The sequence below is a fragment of the Paracoccus lichenicola genome (assembly GCF_009708075.1).
GTDB lineage: Bacteria > Pseudomonadota > Alphaproteobacteria > Rhodobacterales > Rhodobacteraceae > Paracoccus > Paracoccus lichenicola.
On record NZ_WMBT01000005.1, the window covers coordinates 186,151 to 202,755 of the forward strand.

A 16,605-nucleotide genomic window follows, 5' to 3' on the forward strand; every position below is an offset into this window, starting at 1 on the left:
CATATTTATCCACATATCATGCTGTTGATTTCATGTAATTTTCGTATTATTCGGGGCCTTAATCCCGATCTTATCCACAAGGCCGGTCATCGTGGGCGGATCGGGGGATTTCTTCTTTATCCTTTTGTCCACAGGCCCTACATCAACATCATCCTTTATTCTTCTCTTTATTATTAAGAAGGGTGCCGATGACGGACTGGCTTGCGCCGCTCTATCCCTATGCCAAGGCGTTCCATGTCATGGCGGTGATTTCCTGGATGGCCGGGCTGTTCTATCTGCCCCGGCTGTTCGTCTATCACGCCGAACGGGGACAGGCGCCCGAGCCATCGGGCAGCTTCGTCATCATGGAAGACAAGCTTCTGCGTCTGATCATGAACCCGGCCATGATCGCGACCTGGATCAGCGGGCTGACCCTGGTGCTGACGCCCGGCATCGTGGACTGGTCGATGGTCTGGCCCTGGACCAAGGCTGCCTGCGTGCTGGGGATGACCTGGTTCCACATGTGGTGCGCGGGCCAGCGGCGCGTCCTGCTGGCCGGGGGGGGCCATCCCGGGCGGCGCTATCGCATGATGAACGAGGTGCCGACGCTGCTGATGGCGGGCATCGTGCTGTCGGTGATCGTCAAGTTCTGACGGGCCGTCGTTGACTCGGCGGTCGCCGCCGCTTATGTGGGCAGCAAGCCCGGCCGTCCGGCACGGGGATTCCCGATTCCCATTCCATCCAGCCGCGCGGCCAGCCCGTGCGGGATCCGCGGTGACACCATGACCGAAGAACGCCTGAACCTGTCCGAACTCAAGGCCAAAAGCCCGGCCGAACTCTTGTCCTTGGCCGAGGAATGGGAGATCGAGAACGCCTCGACCATGCGCAAGGGCGAGATGATGTTCTCGATCCTGAAAGAACATGCCGAGGAAGGCTTCGACATCGGCGGCGACGGCGTGCTGGAGGTCGTGCAGGACGGCTTCGGCTTCCTGCGGTCCACGGCTGCCAACTATCTGCCCGGTCCCGACGACATCTATGTCAGCCCCGACATGATCCGCCAGCACGCCCTGCGCACCGGCGACACGGTCGAAGGCGTGATCCGCGCCCCCGGCGAGAACGAGCGTTACTTCGCCCTGACCAAGGTCGAGAAGATCAACTTCGAGGATCCCGAAAAGGCCCGCCACAAGGTGGCCTTCGACAACCTGACGCCCCTCTATCCCGACGAGCGGCTGAAGATGGAGATCGAGGATCCCACGCTGAAGGACCGCTCCGCCCGGATCATCGACCTGGTGTCGCCCATCGGCAAGGGCCAGCGGTCGCTGATCGTGGCCCCGCCGCGCACGGGCAAGACGGTGCTGCTGCAGAACATCGCCCATTCGATCGCGCGCAACCACCCGGAATGCTATCTGATCGTGCTGCTGATCGACGAACGCCCCGAGGAAGTCACCGACATGCAGCGGTCGGTCAAGGGCGAGGTGGTGTCGTCCACCTTCGACGAACCCGCCAGCCGCCATGTCGCCGTGTCCGAGATGGTGATCGAAAAGGCCAAGCGTCTTGTGGAACACAAACGAGATGTTGTGATCTTGCTGGATTCGATCACAAGACTTGGTAGGGCCTTCAACACGGTCGTGCCCAGCTCCGGCAAGGTGCTGACGGGCGGCGTCGATGCGAATGCCTTGCAGCGGCCCAAGCGGTTCTTCGGCGCGGCGCGCAACATCGAGGAAGGCGGATCGCTGACCATCATTGCCACCGCGCTGATCGACACCGGATCGCGCATGGACGAGGTGATCTTCGAGGAATTCAAGGGCACCGGCAACAGCGAGATCGTCTTGGACCGCAAGGTCGCCGACAAGCGCGTCTTCCCGGCGATGGACATCCTCAAGTCCGGCACCCGGAAGGAAGAATTGCTGGTCGATTCGAAGGATCTGCAAAAGACCTATCTGCTGCGCCGCATCCTCAACCCCATGGGCACGACGGATGCGATCGAGTTCCTGATCTCGAAGCTGAAGCAGACCAAGTCGAATGCGGAATTCTTCGATTCGATGAACGCCTGACGGGACCGCCATGGACCTGATCTATGCCGAAGCCACCCCGTCGGGACGGGGTGGCGTTTCCGTTGTCCGCATCAGCGGAGAGGGTGCGAAGTCCGTGGCCGAACGCATGGCGGGACCCTTGCCAAAGGCGCGCCATGCCTATCTGCGCGAAATCCTGGATGGCGACGATCTTCTGGACCGCGCCCTGGTCATGTGGTTCGAGGCCGGACGCAGCTTCACGGGCGAAGAGGTCGTGGAAATCCACCTGCACGGCGCCCCGGTCATCGTCAGGCGATTGGGACAGGTGCTGAGGGCGCAGGGTCTGCGGATGGCTGAAGCCGGAGAGTTCACCAGGCGCGCCTTCTTGCACGGCAAGATGGATCTGTCCGAGGTCGAGGGATTGGGCGATCTTCTGGCCGCCGAAACCGAATCGCAACGCCTTGCCGCCTTGCGGATGAGCCATGGGGAACTGGCGCGCAAGGCCGATGGCTGGCGCTCGTTGCTGATCCGGGCGAGCGCCCTGGTGGAAAGCAGCGTCGATTTCGCCGACGAAGACGTTCCCGAGAAGGTGCCGGACGAGGTTTTTGGACTGCTGGACGAATTCAAGGCCGAACTGGATTTTCAGATCGGCGGCTATGCCGCGGCCGAACGCGTCCGCAACGGTTTTGAAGTCGCCATCATCGGTCCTCCCAATGCCGGAAAGTCCAGCCTGATCAACCGCATAGCGCGTCGCGAGGTCGCCCTTGTGTCGGACATCGCAGGCACGACGCGGGACATCATCGAACTGCGCCTGGATCTGCGCGGGCTGGCCGTCACGCTGCTGGACACGGCAGGCTTGCGAGATGCCCGGGATGAACTGGAAAGCCGCGGCATCGACCGGGCGCGCCATCGGGCAGAGGCCGCGGATCTGCGCTTGCACCTGTCGCCACATGGAAAGGCCGACAGCAGCCTTTGGCAAGACGGCGATCTGGTCGTCGCAAGCAAGGCCGACTTGCATCCGCATGTGGACGGCCTTTCGGTGTCCTCGGTGACGGGGACAGGACTTGATCAGGTCCTGGACGGGATCTTCGACATCCTGTCACAAAAGGCAGCGGGTGCCGCCTTGATCAGTCGGGAAAGGCAACTGAACGCCCTGTTGGCGGCACGGGCAGTAATTGAGGATGTTCATGGCCTTGAAGCGGAACTGCTTGCCGAAGCGATCCGCCAGGCGGCGGCGTCTCTCGATCATTTGCTTGGCAGAATCGGCGCCGAGGATTATCTGGAGGTCATCTTTACCTCCTTCTGTATCGGGAAATAGGTGTTTCACGTGAAACATTATGATGTGATCGTCATTGGCGCAGGTCATGCGGGTCTCGAGGCGGCTGCCGCTTCCGCTCGCCTGGGGGCCAGGACAGCATTGGTGACCATGCGCAAGGAGGATATCGGGACCCTGTCCTGTAACCCTGCCATTGGCGGATTGGGAAAAGGGCACCTGGTGCGCGAGATCGACGCGCTGGATGGCCTAATGGGGCGCATTGCCGATCAGGCCGGCATTCAGTTCCGGCTGCTGAACAGGAAAAAGGGTCCTGCCGTGCAGGGACCCCGTGCCCAGATGGACCGCAAGCTGTATCGCGCGGCAGCCTTCAAGGCCGTTTCCAACAGTCCCGGTCTAGACCTGATTCAAGGCGAAGTCGCGGCCTTGACCGGAAGCGATGCGGCAGCTTCGGGCGTCGAACTTGCGGATGGTTCGGTGATGACGGCCTCTGCGGTCGTCCTCACGACCGGGACATTCCTGAACGGCGTCATCCACATCGGCGACGTGAGCCGAGCGGCAGGACGGTGGGGAGACCAGGCGTCCAATCGTCTGGCCACCTCTCTGCAACGATATGATCTGCTGTTGGGCCGCCTGAAAACGGGAACGCCGCCACGTCTGGATGGCCGGACCATCAACTGGGACAGCCTTCAGGTCCAACCAGGCGATGAGGACCCCACGCTGTTCTCCTATCTCAGCACAGGGGTCCAGGCCCGGCAGATTTCCTGCGGCATCACGCATACGAACGCCCGGACGCACGAGATCATACGGCAGAACCTGTCCCGTTCCGCCATGTATGGCGGGCATATCGCGGGGCGGGGACCTCGGTATTGTCCGTCGATCGAAGACAAGGTGCTGCGGTTCGCGGACAAGGAGTCTCATCAGATCTTCCTGGAACCGGAAGGGCTGGATGACGATACCGTCTATCCGAACGGCATTTCCACATCCCTGCCCGCGGACGTGCAGCTGGATTACGTGAGAAGCATCGTTGGCCTGGAACGTGCCGAGATCCTGCAGCCCGGCTATGCGGTGGAATACGATTATGTCGATCCGCGCGCGCTTGAACCCACGCTGCGCCTGAAGACCGTTCCGGGTCTGTATCTGGCCGGACAGATCAATGGCACCACGGGGTATGAGGAAGCGGCTGCACAAGGTCTGGTGGCAGGGATCAATGCTGCCTTGGCCGCCAAGGGCCAAGAACCTGCGGTTTTCAGCAGGGCCGACAGCTATATCGGCGTGATGATCGATGACCTGACGACACGGGGGGTGACGGAACCCTATCGCATGTTCACCTCCCGGGCAGAGTTTCGTCTGAGCCTGCGTGCGGACAATGCCGACCAGCGGCTGACGCCGTTTGGCATTCGTCTGGGCTGTGTCGGAGACGCACGGCGAGAGATGTTCGTGACCCGGCAGCAGAACTATGAAAAAGCCCGGGCCGTGATGGAGGCGACAACCTTTACGCCCACGGCGTTGATCAAGGCCGGAATCGCCGTCCGTCAGGACGGCCAGCCCCGATCGGCCTTCGCGCTGTTGGGGCAGCCGGACATGTCTTCCGAAGCCCTGGCGCGGCTTGTTCCGTCGATGGGCCATATCTCTCGGGACACGATGCAACAGCTTCGGAATGATGCGCTTTATCATCAATACACGGATCGCCAGGCCAGGGATGCTGCTCTGCTTCGCAGCGATGAGGCCATTCTTCTGGATGATGGCTTCGACTATGCCGGCTTGCCTGGACTGTCCAACGAACTGAAGACAAAGCTTGTCGCCGCACGACCGGCCTCGGTGGCAGCCGCCGCCAAGATCGAGGGGATGACACCGGCCGCCCTCACCCTTCTGCTGGCGGCCACGCGATCAGCCCGCAAGAAACGGGCATGAGTGTTTCACGTGAAACATCCTCTCGGTTGCAGGCCTATGCAGAACTGCTGCGCCATTGGAACAGCCGCATCAATCTGGTTGCGCCAGGCTCGCTGAGCGAGCTGCAGACACGGCATATCGACGATTGTCTTCAGGTCGCGGATCTGATCCAGGACGGCACGGGACACTGGGTCGATCTGGGCAGCGGAGGGGGATTGCCTGGCCTTGTGCTGGCCATCGCGAAGGCCGACACGGACATCTCCTTCACTCTTGTCGAAAGCGACCAGCGGAAGGCTGCCTTTTTGCGCACGGTTGTCCGCGAACTGGATTTGACCAGGGTGAAGGTGGTCTCTCGGCGGGTTGAGACCTTGCCGCCACTGAATGCTGCCCATGTCAGCGCCAGAGCCCTTGCTCCCCTGCGGCAGCTTATGGCATACCTTCACCTGCATCTTGCGCCGACGGGAACGGCCTTTCTGATGAAGGGCCGTCAATGGCAGGGCGAAGTCGAAGATGCCCGGACCGAGTGGGTCTTTGACTGTGTTGCCCATCCCAGCCGGACTCAGGAAGGCGCGGCGATCTTGGAAGTAAGCGGAGTCTCTCATGGCGCACAATAGCGTCGTTGCCATCGCCAACCAGAAGGGTGGGGTCGGAAAGACCACAACCGCGATCAATCTGGGCGCGGCCCTGGCGATGGATGGTCATCCGACGATCCTGATTGATCTGGACCCGCAGGGCAATGCCTCGACAGGTCTGGGGATCGGTGTCGAGCAGCGTCAAAGGACCGTTTACGACCTTCTGGCCGGGTCAGAGTCCCTGACCGATTGCCTGATGGCCACGGATATTCCCGACCTCAGCATCGTTCCCGCGACCTCCGACCTGTCATCGGCCGATGTGGATCTGGCACAGACCAGGGACCGCACCAGGCTCTTGCACCGCAAGCTTCAGGATGCGCCGAAAGGCAGCATCATCCTGATCGATTGCCCCCCGGCCCTGGGGCTTCTGACGCTGAATGCCATGGTCGCTGCCGATGGGGTTCTGGTGCCGCTGCAGGCCGAATTCTACGCCCTCGAGGGGCTTTCGCAACTGTTGACCACGATCAAGCATGTCCGGCAAGGCGGAAACCCGGATTTGCGCGTCAACGGCGTTCTTCTGACGATGTCCGATTCCCGCAACAATCTGTCCCAGCAGGTCGAGGCCGATGCCCGCGCGACCCTGGGGGATCTGGTCTTTCCCACGATCATTCCCCGCAACGTCCGCGTGTCCGAGGCACCCTCCTTCGCGCAGCCGGTGCTGCTTTATGACCCCGCGTCCAAGGGCAGCGCCGCCTATCGCCAGTTCGCACGCGAATTCGCGGCCCGCTTGAAACTCGTCAAAGAGGAAGCCTGATGTCCGACAGCAAACTTGCCAAGCGCGGCTTGGGGCGCGGGCTTTCCGCCCTGATGGCGGATCTGGATCTGGACGGACCAGCGGACACGAAGCCGGCAAAGGATCGGACCCTGATCCCGATCGAGCAGATCACCGCGAACCCCGATCAGCCCCGGCGCAGTTTCGATGCGGCATCCTTGCAGGAACTGGCCGAATCGTTGCGGCAGCGGGGGGTGTTGCAGCCCTTGATCGTGCGCAAGCATCCGAAGGACGAAGGGCTTTACCAGATCGTCGCGGGTGAACGGCGATGGCGCGCGGCGCAGATGGCCCAGCTGCACGAACTTCCGGTGATCGTGCGCGACCTGTCCGACACCGAGGTGCTGGAAGTCGCGATCATCGAGAACATCCAGCGCGCCGACCTGAACGCCATCGAGGAAGCCGCGTCCTATCGCCAGCTGATGGACCGATTCGGGCATACCCAGGAAAAGCTGGCCGAAGCCCTGAACAAGAGCCGCAGTCATATCGCGAACCTGCTTCGTCTTCTCAACCTGCCCGATCAGGTCCAGGAATACCTGAAGGACGGAAAACTGTCCGCCGGTCACGCCCGCGCCCTGATCACTGCGGACAACCCGGCGGCGCTGGCAAGACGGGTCATCGACAACGGTCTTTCCGTCCGCGAAACAGAAGATCTTGTGCGCAAACAGGCCAAGGACCCAAATTCTGGAGATCAGGCCAAGACCTTGCACAGGGACACCAAGGATGCGGACACGCGTGCGCTCGAGGCCGATCTGGCGGCGCAGTTGAAGATGGCGGTGACGATCAAGCACATGCCTTCCGGCAGCGGAACGGTCGTCATCAGCTACCGCGACCTGGAACAGCTGGACAGGCTTTGTCAGATCCTGGGCGGTGCCAGCCGGTCCTGACTGGAAAGCAGATCGTCAGGGACATCCACGTCCCTCAGGAACTCGGGCTTCACATGGATCCGGTGCAAGCCGGGCAGGGATCGCAACAGCGCGCCGGCGCCTTGGTCGCCTGTCAGCGCCTGCACCTGTGGAAAAAGGGACCGCGGAAGCAGGGCCGGGGGACAGATCCGGTGTCCGTCCGTGGCGGCGGCAGGCGCGCGTGAGGTGGCAATCCGTTGCAAAAGGTCTGCGGTGACATGCGGCATGTCCGCCAGAACGATCAGCGCAGCCTCGTCTGCCACATGCCGCAGCCCAAGCCGCACCGAGTCCGACTGAACCCCGCGGCCATGAACCAGCCTGAATTCGGGCAGCAGTCCCGCGACAGCCGGATCGGCGATCACCGCGACGGCAGGCAGGCCCGTCCCAAGAATGGCCTCGGCCGCGTGACGGACCAGCGGCTTTCCCCGATAAGGCGCCTGCAACTTGCAATCCGGGCCGAACCGTCTTGAACGCCCCGCCGCCAGCAGCACGACCGTGGTCACGCAGCCGCCTCCAGCACCTCGGCCAGGACCGAGACCGCCAGGGTCCGTGGATCGCGGGCCGAGCGGATCAGGCCGATGGGTCCCCTGAGACGCTCCAACCCCTGTCGGACGCCGTGATCGTGCAAGCTTGCCAGTCGCCTGTCCCGCGCGCGCTGCGACCCTTGGGCGCCGATATAGAAGGCCGGCGACTTCAGGGCGCGGGCCAGGATCGGCGGTTCCCAATCGTGGTCGTGAAAGAACAGCACCACGGCGCTGCGGTCGTCGATGTCCAGGTCCGTCGGCAGGGCAGGCCAATGCAGAAGCCGGGCAAGCGTGCCTGCGGCCTCGGCCTGCGCGATGGTCTGCTGGTCGGGGGCCAGCAGCAGATGCGGATAGCCCGCGGCCCGGACAAGGCCCGCGAAGACGACCGCCTCGGGACCTTGGCCAAAGATCAGGAAGCGCGGCGGGGGAACCAGCAGGATGCGAAATCCCTCCGCCATGGGTCCGGTCGGACCGGGATCGCAGCGGCGCAGCATCAGGTCATGCGTGATGCACAAGCCGACGGGGTGGCGGCTGGCCCGGGCCTTGGCGATGTCGGCCAGAAGCCCGGGGCAGGGGCGGGGGACCAGCGTGATCTCCAGCCCGCCGCCGCAGGGCAGTTGCAGGTCGAACCAGGGCGAACCCTCGCCATAGCGGACCACCTGCGGCCCGTCTTGCAAGGATTGCCGGGCGTGGCGGGCAAGGTCGGTTTCGATGCAACCCGAACTCAGAGAACCGACCTGCCGGTCCCCGCAAAAGCCCATGATCTCGCCCAGGGGGCGATAGGACGGGCCGGTGATGCCGGTGATGATCGCCAGCACGGGATCGGGGCAGTCCAGCGCGGCCGCCAGGGGATCGTCGGACAGCCCCGTCTTTCGGGTGCAAGGCGCAGGCTCGGTCCGCATCAGGGATCCAGACCGGCGATGATCCTGTCGGGCGTGGCCGGCAATTCGCGGACCCGGACGCCGCAGGCATTGTGGATCGCGTTCAGCACCGCCGCCCCGGCCCCGCAGATGCCCAGTTCGCCCAATCCCTTGGCCTGCAGGGGACCGACATAGGCATCGCGTTCGGGCAGGAAATGCACCTCCAAGGCGGGGACATCGGCGTGGGTGGGGATGTGGTATTCCGCCAGGTCGTGGCTGACGGCGTGGCCATCGCGCGGGTCATGCTCCATGGCCTCGGTCAGGGCGATGCCGATGCCGAAGGTCATGCCGCCCAGGCATTGCGACCGGGCGGTCTTTTCGTTCAGCACCCGCCCGCAGGCGAAAACGCCCATCATGCGGCGGACGCGGACCTCTCCGGTCCAGCGGTTCACCGCGACCTCGGCCCAGTGGCTGCCCCAGGTGGCCTGGCGGTGCGACTTTTCGGTCTTGCCGGGTTCCAGATGGCCTTCGGCGGTGATGGTCCCATCGACCAGTTCCGCCAGGGACCGGACCACATTGCCCGCCCGCGCCATGCCGTCCTGCAGGGTCAGGTCGGCCTCGTTGCAGCCCATGGCCTTGGCGATCCGGCTGCGGATCTCCTCGCAGGCGAGATAGACCGAATTGCCGCTGGACGCCGCCCCGAAGGATCCCCCCGACCCGGCGGCGGGCGGGAAATCGGTATCGCCCAGCCGGACCTCGACCCGGTCGGCGGGCAGGCCCAGCATCTCGGCGGCAAGCTGGCCCAGGATCGTGTAGGTGCCGGTGCCGATGTCGGTCATGTCGGTTTCGACGATGGCATGGCCGTCCTGCACCAGCGTCACCCGGGCGCGCGATTCCACCAGCATGTTGACCCGCACGGCCGCCGCCATGCCCATGCCGATCAGCCATTCGCCCTCGACCCGCTGGCCGGTGGGCCGGCGGTCCGCCCAGCCAAAGCGCCGCGCCCCTTCGCGCAGGGCCTCGGCCAGCTTGTGGCTGGAAAAGGGTCTTTCCGTGGTGGGTTCGACATCGGGGATGTTCTTCAGGCGCAGGTCCACCGGGTCGATGCCTGCCGCTTCGGCCAGTTCGTCCATGGCGCATTCGAAGACGGTGACGCCCACGGCCTCGCCCGGCGCGCGGACCGATCCGGCGGGGCTGCGGTGGATGCGGGCGACGGCGTGGACGATCTGCCGATGCGCGGCCTGATAGGTGAAGGGCGTGGCCTGGGTCACGGGTTCGGAAAATTCGCTGCCGGGCAGGCTGGACACCAGCGCCTCGTGTCCGATGCCGGACAGATGCCCGTCCGCGTCGCAGGCCAGGCGGATCCGCTGGCGCGTTTCCGACCGGCGATGCGCCAGATCGAAGACCTGCTGGCGCGTCATGGCGACCATCACCGGACGGCCCAGTTCCCTGGCGGCGATGGCGGCAGCGACGGCTTCGGCATTGATGCCCAGTTTCGACCCGAAGCCGCCCCCGACATAGGGCGCCAGCAGCCGCACCCTGCTTTCCCGGATGCCCAGGGCGTCGGCCATCTGCTTGCGGTTCGACGACAGCATCTGCAGCCCCGCGCGAATGGTGACGCTGTTGCCGTCCCATTCGGCAATCGCCGCATGGGGTTCCATGGCGGCGGCCACCTGCGCGGGCGTGTGCCAGACCTGATCGACGCAAAAGGCCGCCTTTCGCATGGCCTTGTCCACGTTGCCCACGGCCGATTGCTTTTTCGGCGGCAATTCGGGCGTGACCGCCTCGGGGTTCACCGGGACGGTTTTGGCCTTGTAGCGGATGGCGAGGTTCTGGGCCGCATGGCGGGCAGCCTCGAAGGTTTCGGCCACGACCAGGGCGATGGCCTGGCCCATGTATTCGACCTGGTTCGGCCCCGAGGTCGGTCCCTTCTCGTCCATGCCCTGCGCGCCGTAGCGGATCATCCGCTTGTCCTGGATCACCGCCAGGGCGCCGGGCGCGTCGCCGATCTCCAGCACCTTGCCTGCCGGAATCGCGGCCTGGACCAGCACGCCGTAAATCATGCCCTCGGGCCGGGCCTCGGCGGCATAGGTGGCGCGGCCCGTCACCTTCAGCGGGCCTTCCAGCCGGTTCAGGGGCTGGCCGATCACGCCTTGCGCCATGTGGTCCAGCCGGTCGTCGTGGTTCGGGCCATCGACCCGCAGGTGCCGTGTCATGCCTGGGTCTCCATTCCGGTCGCATCGCGCAGCGTCGCCAACAGCGTCCGGCGCAGCAGGGGAATCTTGAACCGGTTTTCGCCTTGCGCCTGCGCCGGGCGCAGCAGGATCTCGGCGGCCTCATGGAACAGCGCGTCGGACGGTTCCCGGCCCATCAGCAGGGCCTCGGCCTCCGGGTCGCGCCAGGGCTTGTGCGCGACCCCGCCAAAGGCCAGCGCCGCATGGGCAATGCGGCCCCCCTCCATGCCGATGATCGCCGCCACGGACACCAGCGCGAAGGCATAGGACGCCCGGTCCCGCACCTTGCGGTATCGCTGCTGGCCGCCGACCGGGGCGGGCAGGATCACGGCGGTGATGATCTCGCCCGGTTGCAGGACGGTTTCCACATGCGGGGTGTCGCCCGGCAGCAGGTGGAAATCCGCCAGGGGAACGCGGCGGGGACGGGGACCGTCGATTTCCACCACCGCGTCCAGCGCGCGCAGCGCCACGGCCATGTCGCCGGGATAGGTGGCGATGCAGTGGTCGGATGCCCCCAGGATCGCGTGGTTGCGCGTCACGCCGCCGATGGCCGAACAGCCCGCGCCGGGGTCGCGCTTGTTGCAGGCCATGCGGCGGTCGTAGAAATAGGGACAGCGCGTCCGCTGCATCAGGTTGCCGCCGGTCGTGGCCATGTTGCGCAACTGCCCGCTGGCGCCTGCCAGCAGCGCGCGCGACAGCACCGGGTAATCGCGCCGGACGGTCGGATGCGCCGCCAGGTCGCTGTTCCTGACCAGGGCGCCGATGCGCAGGTCCTCGCCCTCGGGTTCGGCCCGGTCCAGGGGCAGGCGGGTGATGTCCACCAGGGCCTCGGGGACCATCACCTCCAGCTTCATCAGGTCCAGCAGGTTCGTGCCGCCCGCGATGATCGTGGCCCCGGCGGGCAGATCCGCCACTGACGCGGCGCGGTGAAAGGCGAATTCCCTCATGCCGCGTCCTCGCGCCCGGTGCCCTGGGCGACCTGCCGGATGGCCGCGACGATGTTGGAATAGGCGGCGCAGCGGCACAGGTTGCCGCTCATCCGTTCGGCTATCTCGGCATGGGTCAGCGCGAACGGGCCGTCCAGCGTGTCGGAGGCATGGCTGGGCCAGCCCGCCGCGATCTCGTCCAGCATTCCCGTGGCCGAGCAGATCTGGCCGGGCGTGCAATAGCCGCACTGGAAGCCGTCATGGTCCAGAAACTGCTGTTGCAGGGGCGACAGGTTGCCGGGCGTGCCCAGGCCTTCGATGGTGGTGATGTCGTGACCTTCCGCCATGCAGGCCAGCGTCAGGCAGGCATTGATCCGCCGCCCGTCCATCAGCACCGTGCAGGCGCCGCATTGGCCGTGGTCGCAGCCCTTCTTGGTGCCGGTCAGGCCCAGGTGATGGCGAAGCGCATCCAGAAGCGTGGTGCGCGGATCCACGTCCAGGGGATGGGACGTGCCGTTTAGGTGAAGCGTGATCTGCATGAGATTCCCGTGCTGGCAGGGCGGCTGGCTGTGCCTCAACGACCAAGGCCGCGCCGCGTTCCCTGTCAGCCCCGCTTTCGGCCGGCGGAACGGCTGCGGACCCCGGGCGTTCGATCCGCGACGCAAACCCAAGGAGGATGGCATGTCCACATCGAACACCACCCAGGACCACGACACGATCCGCGAATGGGCCGAAGCGCGCGACGGCCACCCCGCCATGGTGGACACCAAGGGCGAAGGCGGCATCCTGCGCATCGATTTCGGAGAGCCGGAAGAAGGGCTGACGCAGATCTCGTGGGAAGAATTCTTCGAGATCTTCGACGAGAACGGGCTGAGCTTCCTGTATCAGGAGGAAACGGCCGGGGGCGACACCAGCCGGTTCAACAGGTTCGTGTCGGGGGACAAGTAAGTCCGGGAACAAGCAAGGGGGCAGCGCGCGGCGCCCGTCAGCGCCGCGCGATGTCCTGCCCGCCCATCTCGCGGAAGGTGCCTTCCACGATCCCGGCGTGGTCCTGCGCCACGTCGGCCGAAACCTTGAGCGCGCCGCGCAGGGGGGCGTCGTCGCCCGCATCATCCCCCTTGTTGGCATCCCCGCCCGAAATCCGGTTGCCCGCCGTGTTGTCGTCGCCCGCGGGTTCGACGAAGATGTCGGCGCGGTTCAGCCCGTGCTGCTGGACCAGATGCTCGATGGCGTAATCGGCGGCTTCCCGCGTCTCGAACAGGGCCGAGACGGACGTGGTGGCGTTGTCGGACATTCAATCCTCCTTGCGTTGCGAATGATAGGTGGTGCCGGGCAGCAGGCGATCGACGGCCCAGGCTGCCGCAAGACCCAGGGCCGCGCCTGCCATGACATCGACGGGGTAATGCTTGGCGCGGGGGATTTGCACCGCCGCGATCAGCGCGGCGCAGCCGGCGGCAGGAAGCGCCAGCGCGGGCCAGTCGCGGGCGACGATCCGGGCCACCGCCACCGCCCCCGCCGTGTGCCCGGACGGAAACGAGGTCTCGTGCCCGCCCTCGGCCTCGCCGACCTCGAACTGGTAATCGCGTTCCTTGACCATCTTTTCGGGGCGGGTGCGGCGCAAGCGGTTCTTGATGCGGCGCTTGACGACATTGGCCAGCACATGCGCGGCCATCATCCGCAGCCCGGTGCGCGCGACATCCGCACGCCCCCTCAGCACGCCGCCCGCGACCACGGCCCCGCACAGCGCCGTCAGCTGCATCTGGTCGGCCAGTTCGCTGAAGGTGCCCAGGGTCCTGACCACCGGGTGATGGCGATGCCGGGCGGCGGCCTTGGCGGCGTCGATGTCCATCCGCTCCAGCCCTTCGGTCTGGGCGGCGGGGTCGTCGGGGGCGGTCTGGTGGGGCAGGTGTGACATGCCTCGGTAACGGCGGGCAAAGGCCCGGGTTCCGCCCGGCCGTGGAACAATCCCCGCGCCAGCCGGTTTTCCCTGACGCCACCACGGACACGAAACGGAGGACCCGGAATGGCACATGCAAGCAAGAAGAAATTCGGCGCGGGCCAGCAGGACCAGGGCAAGGGCGACGGCACCGGCGGCATGGCCCCCGACATGCCCGACCAGCTGCCCGACAACGAGATCCTGTCGAACCGCGACAAGTCGCGCCATTCCGACCAGCGGGGCCTCGATTCCCGCCATGTCGAGACCGAGCAGCTGCACGACCACGTCGGCAACCGCGACGGCGATGCGGAGGACTAGGCCATGTCCAACAAGCATCCCAAGACCCACCAGCCCACCGACAAGGATCTGCATGAGGATCCGGGCATCGGCCAGTCCAAGGGCCTGCCGGGTCCCGGCGATCCGCCCATCGGCGGCGACAACACCGTCGAAGGCGACGTGCTGAACGACACCACCCCGCAGGGCGGCGTCGATCCCAACCAGCGCGGCCGCACCAACACGTAGCGCAGAGGAGGAACCCATGGTCGGCAGGAAGACCAAGGACCAGCAGCAGCGCATCATCGAAAAGCGCGTGGACACCACCAATGCGGATCCCGATTTCGACCCGCGCCCCGACCTGAAGGCCTCGGACAAGCGCGAGGCGCAAAAGGACGAGGACGAGGCAGGCCAGGGCTAGATGCCCGCAGGGGACCTTGCCCAGGCCATCGCCGGCGGCTGCATCCCGCTGCCGCCGCCCGACGATGACGGCTTTGCGGCATTCGCCGACCGATGGGCGGATTGCCGCATCCTGATGCTGGGCGAGGCGAGCCACGGCACGGCGGAATTCTACGCGGCCCGCGCCGCCATCACCCGCCGCATGATCGAACGGCACGGCACCAGGATCGTCGCGGTCGAGGCCGACTGGCCCGACGCGGCGGTCCTGGACCGCCATGTCCGCGGCCTTCCCCCGCGCAAGGGCGCCGAGGAACCCTTTCAGCGGTTTCCGCGCTGGATGTGGCGCAATGCCCCGGTCGCGGGGCTGGTGGACTGGATGCGCGACTGGAACCGGGGCCGCGACCCCGGGGATCAGGTCGGCTTTTACGGCCTGGACATGTACAACCTTTCCGCCTCGATCCGGGCGGTGCTGGACTACTTGGACAACACCGACCCCGAGGCCGCCGCGGTTGCGCGCGGGCGCTATGGTTGCCTGGAACCCTGGACGGAACAGCCTGCCGCCTATGGCCGCCTGGCAGGATCGGGCTATCACAAGTGCGAACAGGCGGTCGTCCAGCAATGCCGCGATCTGCTGGCCCGCGCCCTGGAGGGGCGGGACCAGCTGGATGCGGCGCAGAACGCCCGGCTTGTCGCGACGGCCGAACGCTATTACCGCGTCATGTACGGGGGCGGGGCGGAATCCTGGAACCTGCGCGACAGCCACATGGCCGACACGCTGGACCATCTGCTGCAGGCGGGCGGGGCAGGAACCAGGGCGGTGGTCTGGGCGCACAACTCGCATGTCGGCGACGCCCGCCAGACCGAGATGGGCAGCCGCCTGGGCGAACACAACCTGGGCCAGCTGGCGCGCGAACGCTGGGGCGACCAGGTGGCGCTGGTGGGCCTTGGCACCGACCATGGCACGGTCACCGCCGCATCCGACTGGGACGAGGACGCCGAGGTCAAGACCGTCCGGCCCTCGCGCCCCGACAGTTTCGAGCGGCTGTGCCATGACAGCGGGACCTCGCGTTTCCTGCTGGATTTCCGGCGCGACGGCGATCTGGCCGCGCGACTGTCGCAGCCCTTGCTGCAACGCTTCATCGGCGTGATCTACCGCCCCGAAAGCGAACGGCTCAGCCACTACATGCAGGCCCAAGCCGGGCGGCAATACGACGGCTGGATCTGGTTCGACCGGACGCAGGCGCTGGCCGGCGCGGGCGACGGGGGCCGCCATGACGACGTGCCCGACACCTGGCCCTTTGGCCTGTAGGATGGGTGGGCTGGACGACCGCCTCTTTGCCGACCGCGCCGAGGCCGGGGCGCTGCTGGCCCACCGCCTGATGTCCTGTCAGGGGCAGGATTGCGTGGTCCTGGCCCTGCCGCGCGGGGGCGTGCCGGTCGCGCTGCCGGTGGCGCGGATGCTGGCCGCGCCGCTGGATCTGCTGTTCGTGCGCAAGATCGGGGCGCGGGACAATCCCGAATTCGCCATCGGCGCGGTCGTGGACGGGGACAAGCCGCAGGTGGTGATGAACCGCGACGTGCCGCCCCGCCTTGCCGCGCCCGACAGCTATCTGGAGACCGAGGTGCCGCGCCTGCTGGAGGAGATCAAGCGGCGCAGGCGGCTTTACGGGGGCGGGCGGAAACCCGTTCCGGTCGCGGGAAAGTTGGCGATCGTGGTCGATGACGGCATCGCCACGGGTGCCACCATGCGGGCGGCCTTGCTGGGACTGGCCCGGCAGAATCCCGCCCGCATCGTGGTGGCCGTCCCCGTGGCGGCACGCGAGGCCCTGGACAGCCTGCGGGCCGCCGCCGACGAGGTGATCTGCCTGCGCATCCCCGACCCTTTCCGGGCGGTCGGGCTGCATTACCGCGATTTCGCGCAGGTCGCCGACGCCGAGGTGATCGCGGCCTTGCGCGACGCGGACCCGGCCGGATGAGCGTTCAAGGGGGG

20 protein-coding genes are annotated in these 16,605 nt (G+C 66.1%); 13 read left to right on the forward strand and 7 right to left on the reverse strand.

Annotation, left to right across the window (positions count from 1 at the left end; genetic code table 11):
* The first annotated feature begins 188 nt into the window (after nt 1–188).
* The 7 genes from GIY56_RS10745 (at nt 189) to GIY56_RS10775 (ending at nt 7,445) form a co-directional block, all read left to right on the forward strand.
* Nucleotides 189–632 (forward strand): CopD family protein, encoded by a 444-nt coding sequence (locus tag GIY56_RS10745; protein ID WP_154764833.1) that lies wholly within the window; start codon nt 189–191, stop codon nt 630–632.
* A 129-nt stretch (nt 633–761) separates the two neighbouring features.
* Complete coding sequence (gene rho / locus GIY56_RS10750; RefSeq protein ID WP_154764834.1) at nt 762–2,033, forward strand: transcription termination factor Rho; 1,272 nt, start codon at nt 762–764, stop codon at nt 2,031–2,033.
* Between the two features lie 10 nt (nt 2,034–2,043).
* Entirely contained in the window at nt 2,044–3,309 is a 1,266-nt protein-coding gene (gene mnmE, locus GIY56_RS10755; protein WP_154764835.1) for a tRNA uridine-5-carboxymethylaminomethyl(34) synthesis GTPase MnmE, read from the forward strand.
* A 9-nt stretch (nt 3,310–3,318) separates the two neighbouring features.
* Nucleotides 3,319–5,178, forward strand: a complete 1,860-nt coding sequence (gene mnmG, locus GIY56_RS10760; protein WP_328288512.1) for a tRNA uridine-5-carboxymethylaminomethyl(34) synthesis enzyme MnmG — start codon at nt 3,319–3,321, stop codon at nt 5,176–5,178.
* A complete protein-coding gene (gene rsmG, locus GIY56_RS10765) occupies nt 5,175–5,771 on the forward strand; it encodes a 16S rRNA (guanine(527)-N(7))-methyltransferase RsmG (RefSeq protein ID WP_154764836.1) in 597 nt (198 codons plus the stop codon). The genes mnmG and rsmG overlap by 4 nt, the downstream gene beginning before the upstream one ends.
* On the forward strand, nt 5,758–6,543 hold the full coding sequence (locus GIY56_RS10770; protein WP_154764837.1) for a ParA family protein: 786 nt from the start codon (nt 5,758–5,760) through the stop codon (nt 6,541–6,543). The genes rsmG and GIY56_RS10770 overlap by 14 nt, the downstream gene beginning before the upstream one ends.
* The gene (locus GIY56_RS10775) at nt 6,543–7,445 is read left to right on the forward strand and encodes a ParB/RepB/Spo0J family partition protein (protein WP_154764838.1); all 903 of its coding nucleotides are present in this window, start codon (nt 6,543–6,545) and stop codon (nt 7,443–7,445) included. Before GIY56_RS10770 ends, GIY56_RS10775 begins: the two co-directional genes overlap by 1 nt.
* Here the strand turns inward: GIY56_RS10775 and GIY56_RS10780 are convergent.
* From GIY56_RS10780 to GIY56_RS10800, 5 genes are read right to left on the reverse strand one after another with little or no spacing between them, the layout of a single operon-like run.
* A complete protein-coding gene (locus GIY56_RS10780) occupies nt 7,415–7,954 on the reverse strand; it encodes a nucleotidyltransferase family protein (protein WP_154764839.1) in 540 nt (179 codons plus the stop codon). The genes GIY56_RS10775 and GIY56_RS10780 overlap by 31 nt on opposite strands.
* Before the next feature lie 8 nt (nt 7,955–7,962).
* Nucleotides 7,963–8,889: an XdhC family protein gene (locus GIY56_RS10785; RefSeq protein ID WP_154764840.1), complete on the reverse strand. Its 927-nt coding sequence runs from the start codon at nt 8,887–8,889 to the stop codon at nt 7,963–7,965.
* Nucleotides 8,889–11,063, reverse strand: a complete 2,175-nt coding sequence (locus GIY56_RS10790; protein WP_154764841.1) for a xanthine dehydrogenase family protein molybdopterin-binding subunit — start codon at nt 11,061–11,063, stop codon at nt 8,889–8,891. The genes GIY56_RS10785 and GIY56_RS10790 overlap by 1 nt, the downstream gene beginning before the upstream one ends.
* Entirely contained in the window at nt 11,060–12,028 is a 969-nt protein-coding gene (locus GIY56_RS10795; RefSeq protein ID WP_154764842.1) for an FAD binding domain-containing protein, read from the reverse strand. Before GIY56_RS10795 ends, GIY56_RS10790 begins: the two co-directional genes overlap by 4 nt.
* Entirely contained in the window at nt 12,025–12,546 is a 522-nt protein-coding gene (locus GIY56_RS10800; protein WP_154764843.1) for a 2Fe-2S iron-sulfur cluster-binding protein, read from the reverse strand. The genes GIY56_RS10795 and GIY56_RS10800 overlap by 4 nt, the downstream gene beginning before the upstream one ends.
* Before the next feature lie 142 nt (nt 12,547–12,688).
* On the opposite strand from GIY56_RS10800, the gene GIY56_RS10805 reads away from it, so the two are divergent.
* The gene (locus GIY56_RS10805; RefSeq protein ID WP_154764844.1) at nt 12,689–12,955 is read left to right on the forward strand and encodes a hypothetical protein; all 267 of its coding nucleotides are present in this window, start codon (nt 12,689–12,691) and stop codon (nt 12,953–12,955) included.
* Between the two features lie 37 nt (nt 12,956–12,992).
* Here the strand turns inward: GIY56_RS10805 and GIY56_RS10810 are convergent, their stop codons facing one another.
* Nucleotides 12,993–13,301: a hypothetical protein gene (locus GIY56_RS10810; RefSeq protein ID WP_154764845.1), complete on the reverse strand. Its 309-nt coding sequence runs from the start codon at nt 13,299–13,301 to the stop codon at nt 12,993–12,995.
* Entirely contained in the window at nt 13,302–13,922 is a 621-nt protein-coding gene (locus tag GIY56_RS10815) for a phosphatase PAP2 family protein (RefSeq protein WP_196053606.1), read from the reverse strand.
* Between the two features lie 108 nt (nt 13,923–14,030).
* Here GIY56_RS10815 and GIY56_RS10820 point away from each other — a divergent pair, with 108 nt between their 5' ends.
* From GIY56_RS10820 to GIY56_RS10840, 5 genes are read left to right on the forward strand one after another with little or no spacing between them, the layout of a single operon-like run.
* Nucleotides 14,031–14,261, forward strand: coding sequence for a hypothetical protein (locus GIY56_RS10820; protein ID WP_154764847.1), 231 nt, complete (start codon nt 14,031–14,033; stop codon nt 14,259–14,261).
* Between the two features lie 3 nt (nt 14,262–14,264).
* Nucleotides 14,265–14,465, forward strand: coding sequence for a hypothetical protein (locus GIY56_RS10825; protein WP_154764848.1), 201 nt, complete (start codon nt 14,265–14,267; stop codon nt 14,463–14,465).
* Between the two features lie 16 nt (nt 14,466–14,481).
* Nucleotides 14,482–14,637: a hypothetical protein gene (locus tag GIY56_RS10830; protein ID WP_154764849.1), complete on the forward strand. Its 156-nt coding sequence runs from the start codon at nt 14,482–14,484 to the stop codon at nt 14,635–14,637.
* Nucleotides 14,638–15,924: an erythromycin esterase family protein gene (locus GIY56_RS10835; RefSeq protein ID WP_154764850.1), complete on the forward strand. Its 1,287-nt coding sequence runs from the start codon at nt 14,638–14,640 to the stop codon at nt 15,922–15,924.
* A gap of 1 nt (nt 15,925) precedes the next feature.
* Nucleotides 15,926–16,591, forward strand: a complete 666-nt coding sequence (locus GIY56_RS10840; RefSeq protein WP_154764851.1) for a phosphoribosyltransferase — start codon at nt 15,926–15,928, stop codon at nt 16,589–16,591.
* The last annotated feature ends 14 nt before the right edge of the window (nt 16,592–16,605 follow it).